We start from the raw sequence: 24,433 nt of genomic DNA, 5'->3' as shown, positions 1-24,433 counted from the left end.
AAGGGAAGGTTTTTTAATCAGGGGTTGATAAATTCTTAATAACTGTCTTTTGATTTAACCACTGTTTTATAAGTATGTAGTCATTTATCAAACAGTGGTTAAATTAGCCCCATAGCGCGTAATATTGCCGCGCCAATCGCCATGCCAAACATACCAACTACTGTTGTAAATGCCAAAATATTGGCCGCTAAAATATCATTACCGCCCATCGCTTTTGCCATCACATAGCTTGCTGCTGCTGTTGGTGATGCAACCATCAAAAACAGTACGCCCATATGTACGCCCGTTAAGCCAAAAGCAAAACCAACCGCTATAGCAACCAACGGTGCAATAACAATGCGTCCAATACTTGCCTGCATAGAAAGTCCAGAAGGATGCAACATCGACTTCAAATTAATACTGGCACCGGCACAAATCAGGGCAAGCGGTAAAGCAACTGCTGCTAATAGCCCACCGGTGATATGAATCACACCCGCTATCGGTGGTAGTGGCAATGCTTTATAAGTAAAGGCTGCAACGAGTGCAATGATGAGCGGATTGGTAAATAGCTTTTTGACAATCATGGTACTACGACTGAGCCAAGTATCCTCTATACTCTTAGACACTCGGCTGAGCGTAATCACCGCTAAAATATTAAACAGTATTGTCACCACACCCATATATACCGCGCCAATACTTAAGCCAGTCGTCCCATAGGCGTTGGCAACGGTTGCCAGTCCAATAATTGCCATATTGCTGCGAAAGATACCTTGTACAAAAACCCCTTGATTGGCAGGGTCGCTGATAAAGCGCTTAGCATAGAGCTCAGAGCCGATAAACAATATAAAGGTCACCACAATACCAGCGCCTATCAGTACCACTTGCTTCGCATAATCAACGTCACTATCGACCACACTAAAAAACAGCAGACATGGCAGACAATAATTAAAAACGAAACTGGAGGCCTGATCGATAAACACCTGATCCGCCTCACCGCGTCTTTTCATAAAAAAACCTAACCACATTAAGACAAGGTTGGGCAAGACGATGGTCATAGCAAAAATAATGGCATCAATCATAAATAGGCTCAGTTTAGTGACAAGCCCATCATAATGTGGACAATAGCGAGGTAAATTAATAAAAAAGATATAAGTAATAATAATAGAGTTGGTAATTCGTAGAGCCAGTATAAAGAGAAAGCAGCAACCAAGACAAGTGAGTACACCTCTTTCTTTTAACAACGGTAGTATTTTGGCAATAAAAAAGCCCATAACGACTTCTCGGTATGGGCTTTTTGCTTTTCTATTTTTTAAGTCATTGATACATTATTATGACGCGTTTAATGCTGCTTTTACTTTTTTCTGTTTCTTGACCGTCATTGCTAGTAGCTGGATAGCAGCCGGTGTGACACCACTGATACGTCCCGCTTGAGCCAATGTTGACGGACGGACTTGCGCAAGTTTTTGGACAATCTCATTGGACAACCCAGATACTACACTATAATCAAAATCTATTGGTAGCGCTGTATTCTCCAATCTCTTCATCTGATCAATATCTTCTTGCTGACGATCAATATAGCCTGCATATTTGACAGAAATTTCAATCTGCTCTCCCACTTGGGCATCGACTTTCGAATCAGTGATGGCAGCGATATCAGCAAAATGAATCTGCGGACGCTTGAGCAAATCAAAAGCTGTTGCCTCTTTGGATAGCACCTCGCCCGTTTGCTCTGTGATTTTTTTGCCCAATGCATTGGCAGGGGTTGCCCACATATCTTTGAGGCGTGCGGTTTCTGAAGCAATGGCTTCCATTTTTTCTTCATACGCTTGCCAGCGCACATCATCTACTAAGCCAAGCTTACGACCAGTTTCAGTCAAACGTTGGTCAGCATTGTCTTCACGTAGCAATAAGCGATACTCTGCACGACTGGTAAACATGCGGTATGGTTCGGTCGTGCCATGCGTAATCAAATCATCAACGAGCACGCCAAGATAGGCTTCATCACGGCGTGGTGTCCAGACATCAAACTCATTGTTTTCACAAGTGACTAGAGCGGCATTGGTACCAGCTAATAAACCCTGTACGCCTGCTTCTTCGTAGCCAGTTGTACCATTGATTTGACCGGCAAAGTACAAGCGGTCAATCGATTTGGTTTCGAGCGTTGGTTTTAGGTTTTGCGGATCAAAATAATCGTATTCAATCGCATAGCCTGGACGGGTAATATGAGCGTTCTCTAAGCCTTTCATACTATGAATAAATTCTAACTGTACATCAAACGGTAAGCTGGTTGAGATACCATTCGGATATAGCTCATGCGTAGTCAAGCCTTCTGGCTCGATAAATATCTGATGGCTGTCTTTATCCGCAAAGCGATGGATTTTGTCTTCAATCGATGGACAATAACGTGGACCAACACCTTCGATTTTGCCAGAGAACATCGGTGAGCGGTCTAGATTTTCACGGATGATATCATGGGTACGGGCATTGGTATGAGTGATATAGCAATTGACCTGTTCAGGATGCATGGACACATCGCCCATATAACTCATTACCGGTAGCGGAGTATCACCCGGCTGTACCGTCATCACACTAAAGTCAACACTACGCGCATCAATACGGGCGGGCGTACCTGTCTTTAGGCGACCAACAGGGAGTTTCAGCTCACGTAAACGATCAGCAAGCTTGATAGAAGGTTGATCGCCTGCGCGACCACCTTTTGAGCTCTCAAGACCAATATGAATCACCCCGCCTAAAAACGTACCTGAGGTTAACACTACCGTTTGCGTATTAAAAATAATACCAGTAGCAGTCACAACCGCTGTGGCACGACCGTTTTCAACTAGAATGTCATCGGCTGCTTGTTGGAAGATATCAAGGTTTGGCTGATTCTCTAACGTATGACGAATGGCGGCTTTATAAAGAATACGATCTGCTTGCGCTCGAGTGGCTCGTACAGCGGCACCCTTACGACTGTTAAGTACTCGAAACTGGATGCCAGATTTGTCTGTTGCCAGTGCCATTGCGCCGCCAAGTGCATCAATCTCACGCACCAAATGCGATTTACCAATACCACCAATCGCAGGGTTACAGCTCATCTGCCCCAGCGTTTCAATATTATGCGTCAACAGCAAGGTTTGCGCGCCCATACGTGCGGCCGCCAAAGCAGCTTCTGTGCCAGCATGACCGCCACCGATCACCACCACGTCGTAATTTTTTGGGTATTGCATGTAATGCCTCACTTGACTGATCACGCTATGCTTAGCGACAGGCTATTATTCAATAACAGGAACTGGGTAGATAAGTGTCAGTCGAATTTAAAAAAGAAATAGCGACTAGAATATAGAACAAGCCGCTATTAGCTGAATAGATAACCATTAATTATAACAATTTTTTATCATTTAAAAAACGTTATACGAAAAACTATTGAGATTAACGATCAAGAAGTTTTGATTAACGTTGACAGCATTTACCAATGCTCATTCTCAACCTTTATGTGTTAGGGCTTATTTGCCAGGACTAAGCGGCACAATACGGTCCGCCTGCCCACTCGCCAGCATATGTTGGCTACCATAGCCTTCTGGATTAATCTGCAAATAGGCGTTCATCTGCCCGATCGCATCGCCATCATCACTCGCCAATATATGCTGTTTTATTGTCTCAACGGGTGGTAGTGGCAAGTTTTTTAGTAATGCCAAACGCTGCTGGTTGTCGCCTTTATTAACGACCAGTTCAATAAGTTGACGCGCATCAATGGGTAAATCTGGCGTATTCTGTGCCAATAACGCCAAATGATAAGCGCCCGCAGCATCTTGATCCGCGACGATACGCTGTTCAATCGCAATATAAGTGGCTTCTGTTGCGCCGCCTGCCACGCTAAGCTGATGAATACATTTAAGCGCTGAATGTGGCTCATTGCCAGCGATTTCAATAATGCGCGTGGATTCATTTTTTAAGTGCTCGCGACGTTTTTCAATCGCAGCTTGCTCGGCATCTTGTATTTGAGTGGCTTGGCTATTTAATTCGTTAGTCATAGAACTCTCTTATTATTGATTCAATGTTTCTTAATGTTTCGAGGTATTGAATATCGATATTGAGAGTTATATGGGGATAAAGCTGGCAAAAACAATTGAACTTGCTGACTGTCAATATTAAAAAATAAAAAATCCGAGCAACCTTTAATAAGGCAACTCGGATTTGGGTACTTAGGCTCGAATATCAATTATATCAACATTTTAATGCCACTTAAATATTTAAGCGTTAAACGTCGATATAAAGTGCTCTCGATATTAAGCAGCTGGGCTATTTGCTTCAACCAAAGGCTTAAGCTCGCCTGATTGGTACATTTGTAAAATAATGTCTGATCCGCCCATCAATTCACCATCAATCCATAGCTGCGGAAAAGTTGGCCAATTAGCAATTTGTGGTAACGTTGCGCGGATTTCTGGATTTTCTAAGATATTGACGAAAGCAAATGGGCGACCAATTTGTGTCAAGACTTCAATCGCTTTGGCAGAGAAACCACACTGTGGGAACTGCGGTGAGCCTTTCATATATAGAATGACTTTGTTGTCTTTGATTTGGTTACGAATCAGTTGTTCAATATCGTTGGCAGCAGTATTTGGGGTTTGCTCACTCATAAAAACTCCTATTAATTAAAACTATTTATAAAAAAGACAGGTAACATTAAATTTATCATGTGGCTGCTACATGGGGCAATCTTAACCACATTGCAAGCAGTTTGGAAAGCTGACAGCCATAATCATACGCACTGATATACTATTGAGAATTAAACGCCAAGCGCATTCGGCACCAATAATACCACGGCATTGGCCATAATACCCTCTTGCCGACCGGTAAAGCCCAATTTTTCAGTAGTGGTTGCCTTAACACTGATATTGCCCACATCGGTCTGCAAATCACTAGCGATATTAGCGCGCATGGCTAAATTATGTGGTGCCAGTTTTGGGCGTTCACACATTACGGTAATATCAGCATTCCCCAACATATAACCTGCGGCCAAAACTTTGCCATATACATAACGAAGTAGTACGCGTGAATCTAAACCCGCATTTGCCGCATCGGTATCTGGAAAATGTTGCCCGATATCGCCGAGTGCCAAGGCGCCAAGCAAAGCGTCAGCAAGTGCATGCAGTACTACATCACCATCAGAATGCGCAAGTAAGCTGTGCGTATGATCAATAGGCACACCTGCCAGCACCACATATTGCTGCTGTTGACCATTATTATGAAACGCATGAACATCAATACCTTGACCAATTTTTATCATTATCATTCCAAGTAAATTAATGGTGATTAGGATAATTGAAAACCATTATCTAAATTTTTAAAGCGATTTTACCGCCAGTAAGATGCCATAGCTCGCCACCAGTTTCAATTAACTGGTATAATATGACGCTTATTTTATCATAATACCCAATCCAAAAGATAAGCCGACGTCGTTCTGCTGAGACTACGCATGGTAGTCATTGCATAATTTTGGCGTCAATATGTATTTTGGAGAACGTATAAATAGTTGAGCCGCTTTATGTCAGCCATACCAAACGCTTCTAACACATCAGCTTCTGCTTCTTTTGACGCCCATCGCCCTCTAACGCTTGCCGATATCAATGATCCTAGCACTAAGCATGTGATTGTTGGCATGTCAGGCGGAGTCGACTCTTCTGTGTCTGCCGTATTGCTTCAGCAGGCAGGCTTTGTGGTCGAAGGTCTGTTCATGAAGAACTGGGAAGAAGATGACGGTACCGAATATTGTACGGCGATGGATGACTTAGCAGATGCGCAAGCGGTGTGCGACAAAATTGGCATAAAATTGCATACCGCCAACTTTGCCATGGAATACTGGGATCGCGTCTTTGAGCATTTTTTAGCGGAATACAAAGCGGGTCGCACGCCAAATCCCGATATTTTATGTAATAAAGAAATCAAGTTTAAAGCATTCTTAGACTATGCCTTAACGCTTGGTGCTGATTATATCGCCACTGGTCACTATACCCGCCGCAGTGTGAACCATAAGAATAATGACGGTATTGAAGTGGCTCAATTGCTACGTGGGCTCGATAATAATAAAGACCAAAGCTACTTCTTACATGCGGTTGGTGGTGACAAGCTTGCCAAAACCCTGTTCCCAGTTGGTGAGCTCGAAAAACCAGTCGTTCGTCAAATCGCTGAAGATCATGACCTTATTACCGCCAATAAAAAGGATTCAACTGGTATTTGTTTTATTGGCGAGCGCCGTTTTAAAGACTTTTTACAACAGTACCTGCCTGCCCAAAAAGGCGATATCGTCACTGACGATGGTATTACTATCGGTACGCATGATGGTCTTATGTACTATACATTAGGGCAGCGCGGTGGTATTGGTATTGGCGGAGTGAAAGATCGTCCCGAAGAACCATGGTTTGTACTCGCAAAAGACTTGGATAACAACCGTTTGATCGTTGGACAAGGTCACGAGCATGCCATGATGCTGAGTAATGAGCTACAAGCTTATAAGCTCGATTGGGTCAATGGTTTACCGCCTGCAGATATCTTTACCGATGAAGGTTTACGTTGTATGGCAAAATCGCGCTATCGTCAGCCTGACCAAGCGTGCCGAGTGTTTGCTGTTGATGATAAAGGTTTAGAAGTACGAGTGATGTTTGATGCGCCGCAACGTGCAGTGACGCCAGGTCAGTCAGCGGTGTTTTATGTCGATGAGGTTTGTTTGGGCGGTGGCGTCATTGCCTCTATTGATGCGCCTTGCGGAATTTGACATCTCAGTTAACATTAATTAATACAATGATTTGTCTTTTTTTAGGATACTGAATGACCGCTCGCCTTTTCGCCTTGCTGAATATCTCATTTTCTTGTTCGATATGGGTAAAGAGAGGTCTTACGCTTACTTTCATTGCTGCGTCATTTAGTGCACAGTCAGCACCAGCAGAGATGGGTAGTATTACGGTGACCAGCTCTAATGCTTCGACTGGTAGTGCTTCTGGCACCTATATCGCAGCAGGTTCTGGTGCTACCGGTCGTTTTACTTTGGTGCGCAATGAAAATATTGGTTATAACAATAGCGCTGAGATAACACCAGCTAGTGGTACGCGCACCAATGGTATTGAAATCAGGAATGATTCTAATACTAGTATTGATAGAGATAAGTTCAAGTACACCTTTACTATTACTCCTGATGACAATGCTTCTATACATACCATAAAAGTTGGTCAAGCTAGCTATTCAATAGGTGGTAACTCAGAGATTGCACGTCAAACATTAAGCTTTACCCAAAATAGTCAAATTAGTACACCTGCGCAAGCTACCATCAGAAATAACCCAAACGTCTCCTATTTTTATAATGCCATGGGTGATTATTTTATGGGTAAAAAACTGGCTGGAAATAGCTTTAGCTCTAACAATATGGTTACCTTGCCACAGCTACGCTTCGATAGCTCAATTGGTGGAGATAGCGGCTTATATTATTACGGAATCACTGCGCTTAACGGTAGTGGTAATAGTAGCTCGTTTACGCCTACTACCAATAGTAGTGGACAAGTATCTTTTGCATCTGGTCAAAAAAGAGGCACCTTGCCCCCTATGCCCACCTTTACCAATATTCTAAAAGAAACCTCTACCAGTCCCAATAATCAGACGACTTATCGGGCATTGAACGTAAACGACATCATAGCTAATAATAGCAGCTACGTCAGCTATGGTATCGCTAATGCAGACAGCAACTATGTTCTTGCGGTTAAAAATGCCAAGACTGTCACCTTAACTTACGAAGGCATCATGAGAGGTAATAGTGCTATTGAAGCGGATGTGGTTGGAGAAACCTATAATGAATGGATCAGCTTCGGGGTAGAAAGCGAACCTCTCTATTATGTTTTTTCAGGAACAGTATTTAACGATAATGGTGGTAATACCAATCCACAAGTAAATAACTCTGGCTACTTTAACGGTATTTTTGATACCGTCTCCGAAAGCGGAATTTCTAACAGTACTATTAAACTAGTCGATTGCAACAACTCAGATATAGTTTACGCTAGTGAAAATTTACCTATGACTGGTGTTGGGCAATATCAACTTAGAACGCCCATTGCCAATCTGAGCGGCAAAAACACTGTCTGTTTGATAGAAGAAAACAGTACGAATACACACCCTATTCGCACTACTAATAGTAAAAAACAAGTGGATTTAGTGACGAACAAATATTTTTATGATACCAATAATTTTGGTAGAGTCGCTGCTGAAAATGCTGCTCTAGTACTTATAAAATACCAATATGTAAATAGCTGTCCGGCGACTATTGATTACCCCACTATTAGCAATACCGCTGCTGACAACCCTAATAGTGGTTTTAGTACTAAACCTATTGATAATATTGAGCCTGGAAACTGTATTGCCTATAAAATTACGGCAACCAATCGCGCCAACCTTTCTATTGATAACTTCATAATGCAAGATATGCTTCAAAAGAAGGGAGAAAAAGGGGCCACGGTCGACTCAAAACTGATTGCGCCACTATATAAGCCAAATGACTATGCTTCTGATAGTGTGGCTATCGGTAACAATGGTTTAATTAAAACCAAAATATTTACTCTAGCTGCAAAATCATCTTACGACTTTTACTTCAATACTAAGTACGGTACAACGCAATCTAATTAATACATGATGATTTTTCAGATTAAATCATTTTTTACATTTTTTTAACCAGCTGTAATTTCAATAACTTTTGAGGCAATGATATGAATCTACTTACCGCACTCTCCCCAATCGATGGTCGCTATGCATCCAAAGCCGATAGCTTGCGCCCTTATTTATCAGAATTTGGTCTGATTAAAGCGCGCGTGACCGTTGAGATTCGCTGGTTACAGTCATTGGCTGATAATAGCGCGATTGGTGAGTTGGCAGAATTTGATACCAATACCAATGCGTTTTTAAATGCTATCGTAGATAACTTTAGCGAAGCTGACGCGCAAGCGATCAAAGACATCGAAGCAACGACCAACCATGATGTAAAAGCGGTCGAATACTTTATTAAAGATAAATTCCGTGGTCAGGCAGCACTTGAAGATTCATTAGAATTTATTCATTTTGCTTGCACCAGTGAAGATATTAATAACCTATCTTACGCACTCATGCTCAAAGACAGCCGCGAAATCGTCGTTGCTAAAATGCAAGAAGTAACGGATAGCATCGTTAATCTAGCAATTATCCATGCTGATCAACCGATGCTTTCACGTACTCATGGTCAAACGGCAAGCCCGACGACTCTAGGTAAAGAGATGGCAAACGTTGCTTATCGTCTAGCGCGTCAAATCAAGCAAGTCGGTCAGGTAGAGTTACTCGGTAAAATCAATGGTGCGGTCGGTAACTATAATGCTCACTACGCCTCATATCCTGACGTTGATTGGCAGAATCATGCTGAAAAATTCATTAATGAACGTTTAGAATTGACCTTTAATCCTTATACCACGCAAATTGAGCCGCATGATTATATCGCTGAATTGTTTGATGTAGTAAAACGCTTTAATACCATTCTAATCGACTTTAACCGTGATATTTGGCAGTATATTAGCTTAGGCTATTTTAAACAGCGCCTAAAAGATGGTGAAGTGGGTTCTTCTACCATGCCGCATAAAGTCAACCCGATTGACTTTGAAAACTCTGAAGGTAATTTGGGTGTAGCTAATGCCATGCTTGCTCATTTGGGTGAAAAGCTACCGATTTCACGTATGCAGCGCGATTTGTCTGACTCTACCGTGTTGCGTAATATCGGTGTTGGTCTAGCACAAAGCATGATTGCTTATGATGCGTGCCTCAAAGGCGTCAGCAAACTTGAATTAAATGCCCAACGTTTAAATGACGATTTGGATAATGCGCAAGAAGTATTGGCTGAACCAATTCAGACGGTTATGCGTCGCTACCGTGTTGAAAACCCATACGAGAAGCTAAAAGCATTAACTCGTGGTAATGCCATGACTCGTGAAGCGATGCTTACTTTTGTTGATGGCGATGAATTATCGGCAGTCAGTGAAAGCGATAAAAACAGTTTGCGTGAAATGACGCCTGCTACTTATATTGGTAATGCGGCTGAACAAGCACGCACGATTAAAGAATGGATTGCTAAAATTTAACTGGCAATCAAATCATTTCTATCAAATGTAAAAAAGATATAAATGAGCACTCATTTATATCTTAATAAAAACCTTACTCTAAACACTATTATTTTTTAAAATACATAGTTGATGGGTGAGGTTTTTATTCTTTATCGTCTTTATCACTGCTATCGCCCGGTATGATAGCTTTACCCACAGCGACCGTACCTTTAACCACACCTTTAGTGGTTTTATAAGCGATTTTAGCAGGTACAGTAACAATTTTATGTACACAAGCTTGCAGCAAAAACATACTGGCAATAATAACGATAAAATGCAATTTTTTCATAAATGTCCTAAGAATAATTATAGGCTCTGATGACAGTCATCAGATAAGCAATAATCATAAACTAATAAATCCTGCCTATAAAGCCATCATTTCTATTAATCTTATAACCAGTTAACCATACGGATTTATCCATGACTTCTATCCCCCTTTGTTTACCGAATACCATTACTCCTGAGCAATTCTTAAACGATTATTGGCAAAAAAAACCCCTCTTGATTAAGCAAGGCTTACCGCAATTAATTGGTATGTTTGAGCCGGAAGATATCTTAGGCTTAGCCATAGATGAAGACGCTACTGCAAGGCTACTGACTCAAGCTGCGAGCAAACAAGAAGGTCAGCCGCAATGGCAACTTAAAAAGAACCCACTAACTGAAGCCGACTTTGATAACTTACCTGAGCAATGGTCAGTACTGGTACAAAATCTTGAGCAATGGTCGCCGGAACTTGGCGCATTATGGCAGGCGCTTGATTTTATACCGCAGTGGCAGCGCGATGATATTATGGTGTCTTATGCGCCAAAAGGCGGCTCGGTTGGCAAGCATTATGATGATTACGATGTATTTCTAGCGCAAGGGTTTGGCTCTAGACGTTGGCAGTTAGGTAAGTTTTGTGATGAGCAGACCCAATTTGTTGCCGATGAGCCGATACGTCTATTTGATGATATGGGCGAGATTATCTTTGATGAAATCTTAGAAGCCGGTGATGTGCTATACGTGCCACCAAAATTAGCACATTTTGGCGTAGCGCAAGATGATTGCCTAACCTTTTCCTTTGGCTGCCGTCGTCCAAACTTGATGCAAATCATTGACAGCCTTGCCGATGTCGCGACCAATGACAGCGCTTTATTTATACCGATGTTATTACCACAAGCTATGCAAGCGTCAGGGGAGTTAAAGACTGACAGCATTGAGGCGATTAAAACTCAATTATTACAACTCCTCCAATCTGAGCGCGGTGATACGATTATTCGCCAAGCCGTGTCTGAAGTGGTCAGCAAGCGTCAATATGATGTGCTTGTCCCTGAAGAGTCGCTGACGACTGATGAGATGATAGCAGCATTGGCAACTGGCGCGACGTTGCAAGCAGATTATAGCAATCGTTTGTTATACACCCAGGCGGATAATGACATCGTTTTATATGCCAATGGGCAACGCCTAGATGATTTGCATGAAACATCGATAGCACTACTGGTACGCTTATCTAATGGCGAGCATTTAAGCCTTGACGATATGGAAGGGATTGACCCTGATGAAGTGATGGAATGGTTAGAGAATGGTTGGATATGGATGAATCATCCAGAGTAATGCCATAGTTATTAGCCAGTTTTTATAGCACATTGGCTATTAAGCATTATTTAAAAACCATCAGCGCCTATTTACTAAGATTTAAATGTCTTAATAAATAGGCGCTGATTTTTATGTAAACATTCTAACTTAAGCAAAAAAATACCTTTAATACTTCCCTTTATGCAGCAACCGCTTTTTTATAACGACTCACGCCAGCGATAATTGTTTCTTCAATCACCCTATCATCACCTAACATCATCAGCACAAATAACTGCTCATCAAGTGACTTGGTCTGTGTCATACGGCGCTCCATTAAATCAGTGCCACCCATATCTATCACCACAAAATCTGCTTCTTTATTGGGCATAAAGTTACCGATTTTATCGTCTAACAACAATGACTGCGCGTTGCCTAACGTGATTTGATATAACCCTTGATGCGCTGATAACGGATTACTCTGTAATTGCTGAACTTTATAGGCTTCTGCTAAAGTGGTCAGCATCGATAAGCTAGTACCTGCGCCCACGTCGGTTGCGATACTAACGCCGGTATAGCTTAGAGTTTTGGACAAATCAAACAGTCCACTGCCTAAAAATAAATTGGACGTCGGGCAATGGGCTATTTGGGTGCCAGTATCACGTAGCACTTCATATTCTGATGTCGAGAGATGGATGCCATGCGCCAACGTCGTATATCTGCCAAGTAAGCCCATATCATGATAAACGTCCAAATAACCTTTATGATTGGGATAAAGCTCACGTACAAAAGCGATTTCATCAAGGTTTTCAGCCAGATGTGTTTGCAGATAAACACTATCATAACTACGATACAGCTCACCGGTCATTTGTAATTGTTTTGGCGTTGACGTAATGGCAAATCTTGGCGTAATCGCCACATGCTGACGTCCGCGCTCATGCCATTTATCGATGATATTTTGGGTATCACGGATGCCCTGCTCTGTTGGCACACACAGATGCTCAGGCGCGTTTTGATCCATCAATACGTTACCCGTAATCATACGAGTATTCAGACGGCAGCTTTCGTTAAAGAATGATTCTACTGACTGCGGATGACTGGTTGAAAATACCAAGGCGCTTGTTGTGCCATTAGCAAGCAGCTGGTTTAAAAAGAATTTTGCGGTATCATCAGCAATCTTTGTATCACCAAAATTGGCTTCGGTCACAAAGGTATAATTGTTCAACCAATCAAGTAATTGCTCGCCAAACGCAGCAATCATATCTATTTGCGGATAATGCACATGGGTGTCAATAAAGCCTGGCATGATAAGCTGATCTTGGCAATCATGAATCTGTACTGGCGCTTGACCCTCTTGGCGACTGGCGTTGCCGTACTGCGACATCATTGACGCACAGCTGCCATAATCTACGACGCGACCAGTCGCATCATCGACCACCAAGGCACCATTAGCGATATATTCAGGATAAACCTTGACGCCTGCCACCACTGGCAGCAAAGTAACGTTTTTATCGACCACCGTAATGCTAGGACGCTCAGCATTGGTTAAACTATCATTAGTTAAGTCAGCCGTCTCTACATGGGTATGCTTGGCTCTTGCCGCCAGATTCTCTTCCGTTAAATAATGCAATAATTGTGCTTGATAAATATGTATGGTCATAAAAAAATCTCACAATAATAGATAAGTATTTTGGTTAAAAATTCATCCATATTATGTGTTTACCCTAATGCAATCAAAGAAATACAAGCACAAAGTTACTGAGCGCAGCCTATCTCGTATGACGGCTGACGAAGCTAAGAACGATGTCTTAATGCATTTAAGGCAGACAGATAAATAGAGAATTAAAAATTTTTTAATTGAGATAAATGTTAGTTATAAATCATGATAAAGCTGCATCATTTGCGCCGCGATAGAGATAGCGACCGCCATTGGCTCTTTTCCGCCAGTATTAAGACCGATTGGCATGGTCAATTTATCGACTATTTGCTCATTGTAGTCACGCTGTAGTAAGCGATCTCTAAAACGCTTGGCTTTGGTCGCTGAGCTTATACAGCCAAGATAAGGCACTAAGCTGCTATCTATGCCAGTTTTCCCATAAGTATCAAGCGCGGCACGTACCAAATCAAAATCAAGACTGTGATCATGAGTCATGACCAAAATAAAATACTGAGTGCCCTTTTTTGTTGATGCATTCAAAGTGCTTTGAATGCTTTTAGCGACAAACGGTTGGATAAAATCGACTGGATCTTCATCAATATGCGGGCGAATGTGAGTAGGCAACTGATAAGTCACTTGCCCCTCTACAGTATCCGGATTATGGGTTAGATAACGCTCAAACATTTCAGCTCGGCTGTCTACCCAGTCGACTTGACAAGGTAGCTCAGCAAGAATGGTCATTAGCGCAGCTGCTACGTGCCCTGCACCAAACACCAGTAACGACATGGGCGGCGTTACATTAAAGCATTCAAACATGACCGTGACGCTACCGCCGCAGCATTGAGCCAATGTAGCGCCCAATGGATAATGCTTGGTATAAACGGCATCGCGGCGTACTGCCTGCGCCTTTGCAGACTTACCTTCTTTTAACGGTTGCATGCTTCTAGCGTCAGTGGCATTAATTTCACCATTTAGCAATTGCCTAGCGGTTATCGTCACGTCATGTTCAAGGCTACCGCCGCCTAAGGTGTCACAACATGCATCAAGCGTCACGATCATTTTGGATTGAAGCTCACGAGGTGCTGAGCCATTCACCGCAACGACCGTCGCCAAAACGTGCGCAATACCTTGCTGCTGATATTGCGCCAGTCCGTTATACCACTTTGTTGGTGGCATCGGTGTGATTAGTGACTTATTCACTATGTGCCGGTCCGCGAGCCGTTGATACATTTGGGTTTTGTATCGCTTCAGGCTGATCATCCGTTAGCTTACCTTCGACTTCTGTTGGATTAATATCTTTACCGTGTGCGACTTGCTGCAGCTTGACTTTATCATCATCAATACCGCAATTATCATCGGTTACTGTTAGGCTAGTAATCGTGTCTGTATCCGCTTTAGAGGTGATTTCCCACGCTTGACCCTGCATGCGCATGACCGATTTTAATACCGCTTCTGGCGTTGCCGGCATGGTCAGCTCAGGGTTTCTCTGATAATTACCTAAGCTTGCAATCGCGTTATTAATCGCGCACCAAACGCTAGCGGCAAGCATAAATGGCGGTTCGCCAACGGCTTTGGAGTTATAAATAGTCTGCTCTTCGTTTTTACGCTCGAACAGTTTGACGCTCCATTGTTTTGGTAAGTCATGCGCCGTTGGAATTTTATAATTGGCGGCACTGTTTGACGCAAGGTTTCCTTTTTTATCCCAAACCAACTCTTCAGCAGTAAGCCAGCCCATACCTTGAACAAAACCGCCTTCAATCTGACCGATATCAATTGCAGGATTAATCGACTGCCCAACATCGTGTAAGATATCGCAGCGCAATACTTTATATTCACCCGTTAAAATATCAATCTCAACCTCAGAACAAGAGGCACCCAAGGCAAAGTAAAAGAATGGGCGACCCCATGCTTTTGAGCGATCATAAAATATCTTTGGTGTTTTATAGTAGCCAGTAGACGATAAGCTAACGCGGTGCTGATATGCGAGTAACACCATTTCAGCAAAGGTTAGTGTTTCTTTATCACCGATATGGACATGATTGCGCTCAAATTTGACATCCTCTGCACTTACGTCAAAATGTTCAGTAGCAAATTCAACCAAGCGATCTCTAATAGTAATACAGGCATTTTGTGCTGCTTTACCATTCATATCAGTACCTGACGACGCCGCTGTTGGCGAAGTATTTGGCACTTTATCGGTACGAGTTGCGGTTACTTTTACGGTATCTAAATCTACATCGAATTCATTGGCAACGATTTGGGCAATCTTAATATATAGCCCTTGCCCCATTTCAGTACCGCCGTGATTGATTTGAATGGTACCGTCGGTATAGATATGAACCAAAGCACCCGCTTGGTTTAGCGTCTGTACCGTAAATGAGATACCAAATTTGACCGGCGTTAAAGCCAGACCAAAACGTTTGTCACTGCCCTCAGCTTCAGCTTTTTGATTAGCTGCTGTGATTTGCTCACGGCGCTTAGCATAATCGTTATCATCAGCTAACGTCTGCATAATAGTCGCCAAATCAAAATGCTCAATTGGCTGCCCATAATGGGTGCTTTGACCATTTTGATATAGATTTGCCAAACGTACCTGCAGAGGATCTTTGCCCAAACTGTAGGCGATATCATCCATCATATATTCAGCGGTCAGCAAACCTTGTGGGCCACCAAAACCTCGATAAGCGGTATTAGATACCGTATGTGTCTTGCAGCGATGACCAGCGATCTGAGCCGCTGGATAATAATAAGCGTTGTCACAATGGAACATCGCCCGATCGACAATGGCATCGGACAAATCTGGTGAATAGCCACACAATCCTGATAGCTGCATATCAACGCCAAGCACTTGACCAGCATCATTGACACCGACATCGTAGCGATTGGCAAATTCATGACGTTTACCAGTTACGACCATGTCATCTTGACGGTCTAAGCGCATACTCACTGGCACATTATGGCGTTTGGCAACGATACCGCACAGACACGCCCATGCCGCGGCTTGCGTTTCTTTACCACCAAAGCCGCCGCCCATTCGGCGCACAACTGTCGTCACGGCATGAAAAGGTAAATCGACCACTTCGGCGACCAGCTGCTGCACTTCACTCGGATGCTGTGAGGAAGTATAGACTTCAAGCCCACCATCATCGCAAGGAATGACGTATGACACCTGCCCTTCCAAATAAAAATGCTCTTGCCCTAGCATACGAATATGCCCTGCAATACGAGTAGGTGCATTTTCAAGCTCAGCCTGAGCATCACCGCGCGTCATAAAGTGACTTGGACGTACAAACTGCTCTTGCTTTAGCGCCTCATCAATAGTGAGGATTGCGGACAGCGGTTCATATTCCACAATGGCTTTGAGCACGGCTTTTTTTGCTGCACGGTGACTGGTGGCAACCACCGTAAATAGCGTTTGACCGACATATTCTGTGATCTGATCGACCATGAGTGGGTCGCCATCAAACACTGCTCCGATATCAGTCTTGGCTGGTAAATCTTTAAAGGTGATGACATCGATGACCCCGTCTGCTGTTCGTACGGCGCTCAAATCCATATTCAATACACGAGCATGCGCGTGAGCACTTTTACCAATTGCTAAATGCAGGGTGTTTTGTGGTTTTAGCATATCGTCCACATAAGTGGCAGTGCCCATAACGTGACTAATAGCACTGTCATGCTTTGCTTGGGTGCCAATCTTGTCTTTTGGTGGACGCTGTCTGCGGGTACTGTAGCTATCAAATAATGAAGAATGGTGGCTCATAATGGCTCTCTCTCTTATATTTTTAGCAAAACCTATCTCTCTAACAATAGCGTTTTGACTGTATCTTTTAGCGATGCGAAAGTTAGGTGAGTTAGCATAATCAAGCAAGTTCAAACGCTAGGGCCGTCTATTTAGCTCTTGCCGAGCTTACTTGCTATATGTTTACTTACGCATCTACCGTTTGCACATCAGCAACCAATTGCTTGCCACACTTAATGATTAACCGCTGCATCACATGCATACGATACTCACGGCTGGCTCTCACATCGGTCATCGGCGAGACATCATTAGGTAGCCTTTGTGCTGCCTGCTCGAAACTGGCAACATTTACTGCTTGTCCAATTAGTGCCTGCTGACATTCTGCTGCCAATAAAGGTATCGCCGCCATGCCGCCAAGTCCAAATTTTGCATTTTGGATAGTCATGCCATCCGCTGACAAATCAAGTCGCGCAGCAAGCAAGCACGCTGAGATATCATCTTCGTAACGCTTACTAATCTTATGAATATAGAGATACTGATGATCTTGCATTAGCGGAATATGAAGGGCAACCACGTAACTACCAGCACGTAGTTTGGTCTTTTTATAATCTAAAAAGAATTTAGATAAAGGAATGATTTCATCAATACTAGATACTTGATTTGAATGGACATTATTAACATTGATATTGTCAGTAGCGCTGTTACTAGCAGCACAATGACGCAGATGAATATGAGCATCTAATGCCAATAGAATGGGAGGCAAATCGCCAATCGGTGAAGCGTTAGCAACGTTACCGCCGATAGTGCCCATATTACGGATTTGCGGAGAAGCAATACGTTCAAACAAATTGGCAAACGCAGGGAAATGCTGTTCAAGCGCAGGCAGCATGCTCTTATAGCTCATGCCAGCACCCAATACTAAAGACTCTACTTCGCTATCGCCTTTAGACTGCTCATCGGTATTTAAGCTTAACGCTTGTAGTGACCAAGATTTTAGCTCGTCAATCGCTGACAGTTGTACGATAATATCGTGATCAACCAAGTGTTGCGTCACACTCAAACCTAAGTCCGTACCACCTGCCCAAATGGTCGCTTTTGGATGGGCAGCGAGCACTTGATTGAGCTCAGCAACAGACTGTGGAATGAATAACTTACGTGACCCTTGAGTAAGTGCAGGCTCAATAGTGCCCATTTCGCTTGAAACGGTTTGTCTGCTATTTGCCATCGCATCTGTCGCTAAACTGATGGTCAAGTCTTTGGCGATCGTCTGATCAGCATCGCGTTGTCTACCAATCTCACTCATTGCCAAACCAGCCTCGATAATCGGACGATAGCCTGTACAACGGCAAAGATTCCCACCAATTGAAGCCACGATATCATCGTAGCTTAAATCATCTTTAATGGTTCCCTTTGCGACTTGCAGACGATGATTCTCGTAGGTGCTGGCCAGCGTCATCACAAATCCAGGCGTACAAAACCCGCACTGCGAGCCATGGCATTCGACCATTGCTTGCTGCGCTGGGTGCAATAAAGCACGTTCTGGATGATGTTCAGGATTGTCCGCGATATAAGCTGACGTCATTATATGATGACCATCCATCAATGACAGTAGCGTGATACAGGCGTTAAGGGTATAAAAAGGCAATTCAGAAAAATCTTCACCACTGCTAGGTAAGCGCTGCGCCATTACCGTACAGGCTCCGCAGTCGCCACTGCCGCAGCCTTCTTTGGTATCAGTCTGGCGTTCGTGCAAGCGCAAATACTCAAGCACCGTGGTATTCGGATTGAGGTCAGTTAATTGCTTATATTGACCGTTCAAATAAAAATGAATCATAGCAATGCTCAGCTGTCAGAATAAAAGGAAGATAAAAAACTGCTTTATCTTTAATCGAATCATAAAATCTTAACAATCAGTATCTTAAAGGATAACTGCATGCAAATGCGCTGCCCTTAAGTGAGTACTTAATTACCATGTTAATAAAATTTATACGATGATGATCATCATACCTACATCAATACTGAGAGTTATAACTGTATTGAATAAGCTGACTGCCTATCTGACTACTGACTTGCTCAGGCTTAATCTGTTTGCGGTTTGAACTTTTTAATTTACCTATAATGTATGAGCATCTTTAGTAAATACAAAAGCATTATCAAGGGTTTGGGTATCGTCTTAATGACGACTACTCTATTGGAAAATCGAGGAATATAAGCACCGTTAAAACATGCTTTCGAGGCTTAGCTTACGTCAACGTTCCGTGTTAAAGGGATTTATTAACCATTTAGTGAATAATTGCTGACTAAACGGTTAACTTATATTATCACCATCTTTGTTTAACTTACAACTCAAAAAATACCTTATTTTGGTTGAAAAGCCAAGAAACTTCATTACTAAAGTGAGTATTTACTAAAATACCTACCTATCCTACCTCTAAATTTAAGCATAAAAAAACGACCAGCAATTACTCACCAAGTATTTGGGAATAATGACTGATCGTCATTTTTACTATTCGAGCTATTTCTTTATTGGCAATAAGCTAATCTTTTAACTTCTTATGAGATTATTGGTTGCCTGTACTAAATTGTTGCTGTTACTTCTATGTGCCAAGCTCTAACAAGCTTGCATTTCCGCCAATGGCAGTGGTATTAATGGTCTTTACACGCTCAGTGACGAAGCGGTATAGATAATCAGGCGTTAGCATCTCTGATAAGCCGTCCATATCAGTGACGCTAATAACTTGCGTCAACATACCATCAGTTTTGGCAAGCTCTTGACTGACCGCTTGCACCTCTTGCCGATTACCAGAAACAGCCACTTGCGCAAGGCGATCGATGTATAAAAGCGTGACGGTTTGCGAGTCATTGGCGACACTCAGCACATCATCACTGATGCCACTCTCATAGAGGATTTTTGCCGCTTCAATGCACATCTCATCTTGGCTTGGGCAATGCAATATCACCTCATTACCCGTTAATAATGCTGCTAGCAATTGCCCAAGTACCGCCATCGCGCGAGCAGACTCGCCGCCAACAACCATCGTCTTACCGCGACCTGTCACGTACAAGTCATTTGACTCGCCCGTCGCACCAGTCATACGGTGCTCTTCGTCAAGCATGGGTGCGGCGCTCAATAAATGATTGAACAGACGCTTTGCCTTATTGGCATCACCGGTCAATAATGCCAGTCTTGGTGCGGCTTCTTGCAGATAAGTGGCACGATTCACTGCGCCAAGCAAACGCCAAGTTTCACAAACTTGGCCATGATTTTTTTTGAATTCAGTCGCCATAGTGCTACTCCTTATGCGATTATTGTTTGAGTACTGGTTGCAGCGGTATTGTCTATCAGAGCCACTTGCTCATTAGCCAACTGTTCTGTCGTTAAGCTCATCAGACGGGCGACATAATGTGGACCACCTGCTTTGGGACCTGTGCCCGATAGACCGCAGCCACCGAACGGCTGTACGTTGACAACCGCGCCGATTTGGTTACGGTTGATATAAGTATTGCCGACAAAGGCACGGCGCTCGATATGCTCTACTGTGTTTTCAATACGGCTATGGATGCCCAAGGTCAAACCAAAACCCGTCGCATTGATCGCATCAATCAGCTTATTTAGATCACGTGCTTCATAACGCAGTACATGCAAAATAGGACCAAAATGCTCTCCGCCGATCACATCGATACTTTTTACTTCTATCGCCGTTGGCAATACAAACGTTGCTTGATCTTGACTGACTTCTGAGCTGTCACTCATCGGTGTCTGCGCCAAAATAGTAGCCGTTGGCTCAGTACGCATGCGTTCGATATGCGCTTCAAGTCCGCGCTTGGCATCGATATCAATCACAGGACCTACATCTGTAGTCGCATATAGCGGGTTGCCAACGATTAATTCAGCCATATTGCCTTGCAATAGCTCAATCAAATCATCTGCCATCTCTTCTTGTACACATAAGATACGACATGCTGAACAGCGCTGACCTGCTGAACCAAAGGCAGATAATACCGCATCTCTAACCACTTGCTCAGGCAATGCCGTTGAGTCCATAATCATGGCATTTTGTCCACCAGTCTCGGCGATAAAGACAGGCAGCTCACCGCTGACTTGAGCATGGGCATTTAGGCTTTGGTTGATGCGCTGTGCCGTTTGGGTCGAACCTGTAAAGATAACACCTGCGATATTGTCCGCAGCAGTCAATGCAGCACCAACGTCGCCCGCGCCAATCACGAGTTGCAATGCTTCTACTGGCACGCCAGCTTGATACATAAGCTGCGCACCGAAATGAGCGATTAAGCTCGTCTGTTCGGCAGGTTTTGCCACTACGGTATTACCTGCAGCCAGTGCTGCAACTACTTGACCGGTATAAATAGCCAATGGAAAATTCCATGGGCTGATACAAATAAAGGTGCCACGTGCTTTATAAACTTGACGCGACGGCTTGCCTGCCAAATCGGTAAACTCATAAATAACATCATCTAAACGCTCAGCTTCATCAGCATAAAAACGGCAAAAATCAACCGCTTCTTTGATTTCATCAATGCTGTCTTGTAAGGTTTTACCTGCCTCAACTTGGCATAATGCCATCAGCTCTGCATAGTTTTCTTCATATAAGTCCGCTATTTTACGCAATATAGCCGCACGTTTAGTAGCAGCAACCGCTTGCCATTCGCCTTGTCCAGCGACTGCCGCCGCAATTGCTTGCTGTGCGATAGTAGCATTGGCATAGACGACTTCACCGGCAATGACTTCATGGTTCCAAGGCGCACATATAGCTTGCTTGTCAAGCTGATGAGTGTCGCCATCTACCGTATTGTCATTGACTGCGTTGCCATTAATAACAGAAGTCGCAGACCATGTTTTGTGTATATGCGTATCGATAGCTGCTTTAAACGGTATCCACTGCGATTCTACAAAGATATTGGGACCAAAGCTGGCACGGCGTGCGCCATAGATAGCTAACGGTAATGGAATATCTGGATTATGTAGCGTTGCATTGGTTAATAGCTTGTCATACGGATGTACAGTTAGCTTATCAATTGGATAAGACTTGTCTAATAACTGATGGACAAACGAGCTATTGGCACCGTTTTCGAGCAATCGACGTACCAAATACGGCAGCAGATCTTTATGAGCGCCAACCGGTGCATAGATACGCACAGGAATTTGATAAGCTTGTAAGATATGGTCATAAAGCGCATCACCCATACCATGCAGACGCTGGAACTCAAAGTCTCTGTGCGAGCTCATGGTCATGATTGAAGCAAGCGTGTGCGCATTGTGCGTTGCAAACTGTGGCCAAATAAGACCACGCAAATGCTCTGATAATAAGAAACGCGCGCAGGCAAGATAAGCGGTATCCGTGCCTTCTTTACGCGTCCAGACCGGATAGCCTGAGAGACCTTTTTGCTGCGCCAACTTGATTTCTGTATCCCAATAAGCGCCTTTTACTAGACGTACAGGAATACGGTCGCCAACCTCAGTTGCCAAGCGTGCCAGCCAAGCCAAAATAGCAATTGCACGCTTTGAGTAACCTTGTACAACTAAGCCAAGACCATCCCAATCCGCTGTTAGATTGTCGCGATATAAAGACTCAAATAGTTTTAGCGATATCTCAAGACGATCGGCTTCTTCGGCATCAATACTGATATCAACATTCACCTCACGCGCAGCTTCAATTAACAGTAAGCAGCGTTGACGCAACAGCCCCATGACTTGCGCTTCTTGCGTGGCTTCATAACGCGGATGCAATGCAGACAGCTTGATCGAAACTGATGGCTTCGGCATGCCCTCTTTAACTTTCACACTTGCAGTGGCTTTGATAGCATGCAAATAATCATTAAAGTATTTTTCAGCATCTTTATGAGTAATTGCCGCTTCACCCAACATATCAAATGAGTAGGTATAACCTTTATTGCGATACGGTTGGCTATTTTTATTAGCGCCTTCAATTGTTTCGCCAAGTACAAACTGGTGCCCCATGATACGCATGGCTTTTTGCATAGCACTACGAATAACAGGCTCACCCATCTTTTTGGTCATACGATCCAAAAATCCAGATGCCGTGGTCTCACTATCGATGCTCACCACACGACCTGTCATCATCATGCCCCACGTTGAGGCATTGACCATAAAACCATTGTCATTTTTTAGATGTTTTTTCCAGTCAGCGACGCTCATCTTGTCATGAATCAACGCATCAGCCGTATAATTGTCCGGCACACGAATCAAGGCTTCCGCCAAGCTCATGAGCAAAACACCTTCTTGGGTATCCAAGCTGTACTCAAGCAATAATGAGTCGACCATTTTTACCGCTTTACCATCATTGCGCACATGCTCAACCAGCTGACGCGTCTGCGTAGCTGCACTGTCACGCTCGGCATCTGTCGGTTTGGCAAGTGGCAATAACTGCGTCAACCAGCGCTCTTCATCCACGCTATACAAAGGCGATATACGCGTATGTAGCTCTGTTGATGACTGAGCAATATATTCTGGTGATAACAAATCAATAGGATTAAATAAAATCGGCTCTTGCGGGGTAAATTGCTCTACTGGGTTCATAACAACTCCATAACTTGAAAATCCATCATAAGTGATGCGCTGAGGCTTTTTAACATTGAAAATTTTTGATATTGAAACTTTTAAATATTGAAACTTTTAAATATTGAAACTTTTAAATATTGTGGCGCTAAAACAACGTCGTAACGCTAAAGTATTGAAACGGTTTATCATCTACCCTATCGAAAACAGTAATCAATCACAATCAGCTAGTAAGCAGTGTGAGTGATTCGGCGTCGATAACATACATAACAATGAACAGAACACACGACAATATTAAAAAACGAGAAAATCCAGCATAAGCTGGAAAAGGTCAAGTAGATCGTTTGACTGTGCAACGGACTACGTCAACAATACAAAGGCAACAACATAAAACTAAGCGGCATTAGTGCCTTCTTCTTGTTCGTAGTGAAAGGAGAGTGTTTGCAATATAAAGTGGCAATATGCAATGCTGATTCACTGATAAGAAAAACCTCTACGGCGTTGATTGAGGTGATGCGCTTAATATCCGCATATTACCATGAAATAAATTTTCAAACTAACAATATTATGCATTTTAGCCAATTATAATAGTGTTAAAAAACAAACAGTTATTAACGCATTCACAAACGTGACGCTTTGGTTATAATTTCTGATTTACTATTTATGATTAATTGTTTTAGGAATCAAACAGTTGGCACGACTATCTTGAAACAATAGGAAAATTAAGCATAAAAAACCCTTCTTATCATTTAATAATAAGAAGGGCTTAAACTATATTTCTACAGCAATATCAACCTTGCTTAACATTGAGC

16 protein-coding genes are annotated in these 24,433 nt (G+C 43.0%); 4 read left to right on the top strand and 12 right to left on the bottom strand.

All coding sequences use genetic code 11. The annotated features are described in order from the left end of the window. Positions 1-98 precede the first annotated feature (98 nt). The 5 genes from JMX75_RS05490 to ispF form a co-directional block, all read right to left on the bottom strand. Positions 99-1,058 carry an AEC family transporter gene (locus JMX75_RS05490; RefSeq protein WP_201531373.1) on the bottom strand — a complete coding sequence of 320 codons (960 nt, stop codon included), beginning with the start codon at positions 1,056-1,058 and terminating at the stop codon, positions 99-101. A 249-nt stretch (positions 1,059-1,307) separates the two neighbouring features. Further along, on the bottom strand, positions 1,308-3,206 hold the full coding sequence (gene mnmG, locus JMX75_RS05485; protein WP_020443354.1) for a tRNA uridine-5-carboxymethylaminomethyl(34) synthesis enzyme MnmG: 1,899 nt from the start codon (positions 3,204-3,206) through the stop codon (positions 1,308-1,310). Positions 3,207-3,482: 276 nt separating this feature from the next. Then, the gene (locus JMX75_RS05480; protein WP_201531371.1) at positions 3,483-4,010 is read right to left on the bottom strand and encodes a hypothetical protein; all 528 of its coding nucleotides are present in this window, start codon (positions 4,008-4,010) and stop codon (positions 3,483-3,485) included. Positions 4,011-4,265: 255 nt separating this feature from the next. Beyond that, entirely contained in the window at positions 4,266-4,616 is a 351-nt protein-coding gene (grxD, locus tag JMX75_RS05475; RefSeq protein WP_011280514.1) for a Grx4 family monothiol glutaredoxin, read from the bottom strand. Between the two features lie 149 nt (positions 4,617-4,765). Next, a complete protein-coding gene (gene ispF / locus JMX75_RS05470; RefSeq protein WP_320157701.1) occupies positions 4,766-5,272 on the bottom strand; it encodes a 2-C-methyl-D-erythritol 2,4-cyclodiphosphate synthase in 507 nt (168 codons plus the stop codon). Positions 5,273-5,524: 252 nt separating this feature from the next. Between ispF and mnmA the strand changes: the two genes are divergently transcribed. The 3 genes from mnmA (at position 5,525) to purB (ending at position 10,115) form a co-directional block, all read left to right on the top strand. Next, positions 5,525-6,751 (top strand): tRNA 2-thiouridine(34) synthase MnmA, encoded by a 1,227-nt coding sequence (mnmA, locus tag JMX75_RS05465; protein ID WP_201531367.1) that lies wholly within the window; start codon positions 5,525-5,527, stop codon positions 6,749-6,751. Positions 6,752-6,804: 53 nt separating this feature from the next. Next, on the top strand, positions 6,805-8,643 hold the full coding sequence (locus JMX75_RS05460; protein WP_201531365.1) for a hypothetical protein: 1,839 nt from the start codon (positions 6,805-6,807) through the stop codon (positions 8,641-8,643). Positions 8,644-8,723: 80 nt separating this feature from the next. Continuing rightward, a complete protein-coding gene (purB, locus tag JMX75_RS05455; RefSeq protein WP_201531363.1) occupies positions 8,724-10,115 on the top strand; it encodes an adenylosuccinate lyase in 1,392 nt (463 codons plus the stop codon). Between the two features lie 124 nt (positions 10,116-10,239). On the opposite strand, the gene JMX75_RS05450 is transcribed toward purB, so the two are convergent. Then, positions 10,240-10,425: an NF038104 family lipoprotein gene (locus JMX75_RS05450; protein WP_011513481.1), complete on the bottom strand. Its 186-nt coding sequence runs from the start codon at positions 10,423-10,425 to the stop codon at positions 10,240-10,242. A 131-nt stretch (positions 10,426-10,556) separates the two neighbouring features. On the opposite strand from JMX75_RS05450, the gene JMX75_RS05445 reads away from it, so the two are divergent. Beyond that, positions 10,557-11,729 (top strand): cupin domain-containing protein, encoded by a 1,173-nt coding sequence (locus JMX75_RS05445; protein ID WP_181210544.1) that lies wholly within the window; start codon positions 10,557-10,559, stop codon positions 11,727-11,729. 160 nt (positions 11,730-11,889) lie between these two features. On the opposite strand, the gene guaD is transcribed toward JMX75_RS05445, so the two are convergent. The 6 genes from guaD to putA all read right to left on the bottom strand — a co-directional run bounded on the left by guaD (position 11,890) and on the right by putA (position 23,642). Continuing rightward, on the bottom strand, positions 11,890-13,347 hold the full coding sequence (gene guaD, locus JMX75_RS05440) for a guanine deaminase (RefSeq protein ID WP_227672981.1): 1,458 nt from the start codon (positions 13,345-13,347) through the stop codon (positions 11,890-11,892). A 213-nt stretch (positions 13,348-13,560) separates the two neighbouring features. Next, positions 13,561-14,544 (bottom strand): xanthine dehydrogenase accessory protein XdhC, encoded by a 984-nt coding sequence (xdhC, locus tag JMX75_RS05435; protein WP_227672982.1) that lies wholly within the window; start codon positions 14,542-14,544, stop codon positions 13,561-13,563. After that, positions 14,537-17,107, bottom strand: coding sequence for a xanthine dehydrogenase molybdopterin binding subunit (xdhB, locus tag JMX75_RS05430; protein ID WP_201531361.1), 2,571 nt, complete (start codon positions 17,105-17,107; stop codon positions 14,537-14,539). The genes xdhC and xdhB overlap by 8 nt, the downstream gene beginning before the upstream one ends. A gap of 166 nt (positions 17,108-17,273) precedes the next feature. Further along, complete coding sequence (locus JMX75_RS05425) at positions 17,274-18,920, bottom strand: xanthine dehydrogenase small subunit (RefSeq protein ID WP_201531359.1); 1,647 nt, start codon at positions 18,918-18,920, stop codon at positions 17,274-17,276. A gap of 763 nt (positions 18,921-19,683) precedes the next feature. Continuing rightward, complete coding sequence (locus tag JMX75_RS05420) at positions 19,684-20,373, bottom strand: 1-pyrroline-5-carboxylate dehydrogenase (RefSeq protein ID WP_011280520.1); 690 nt, start codon at positions 20,371-20,373, stop codon at positions 19,684-19,686. A gap of 11 nt (positions 20,374-20,384) precedes the next feature. Beyond that, a complete protein-coding gene (putA, locus tag JMX75_RS05415) occupies positions 20,385-23,642 on the bottom strand; it encodes a bifunctional proline dehydrogenase/L-glutamate gamma-semialdehyde dehydrogenase PutA (RefSeq protein WP_201531357.1) in 3,258 nt (1,085 codons plus the stop codon). Positions 23,643-24,433: the final 791 nt, after the last annotated feature.

Source organism: Psychrobacter sp. LFX-11D, from assembly GCF_904846475.1.
GTDB classification, from domain to species: domain Bacteria; phylum Pseudomonadota; class Gammaproteobacteria; order Pseudomonadales; family Moraxellaceae; genus Psychrobacter; species Psychrobacter cryohalolentis.
Note: the sequence above shows the minus strand (reverse complement) of the source record. Positions and strands in the feature narration are given on the sequence as shown.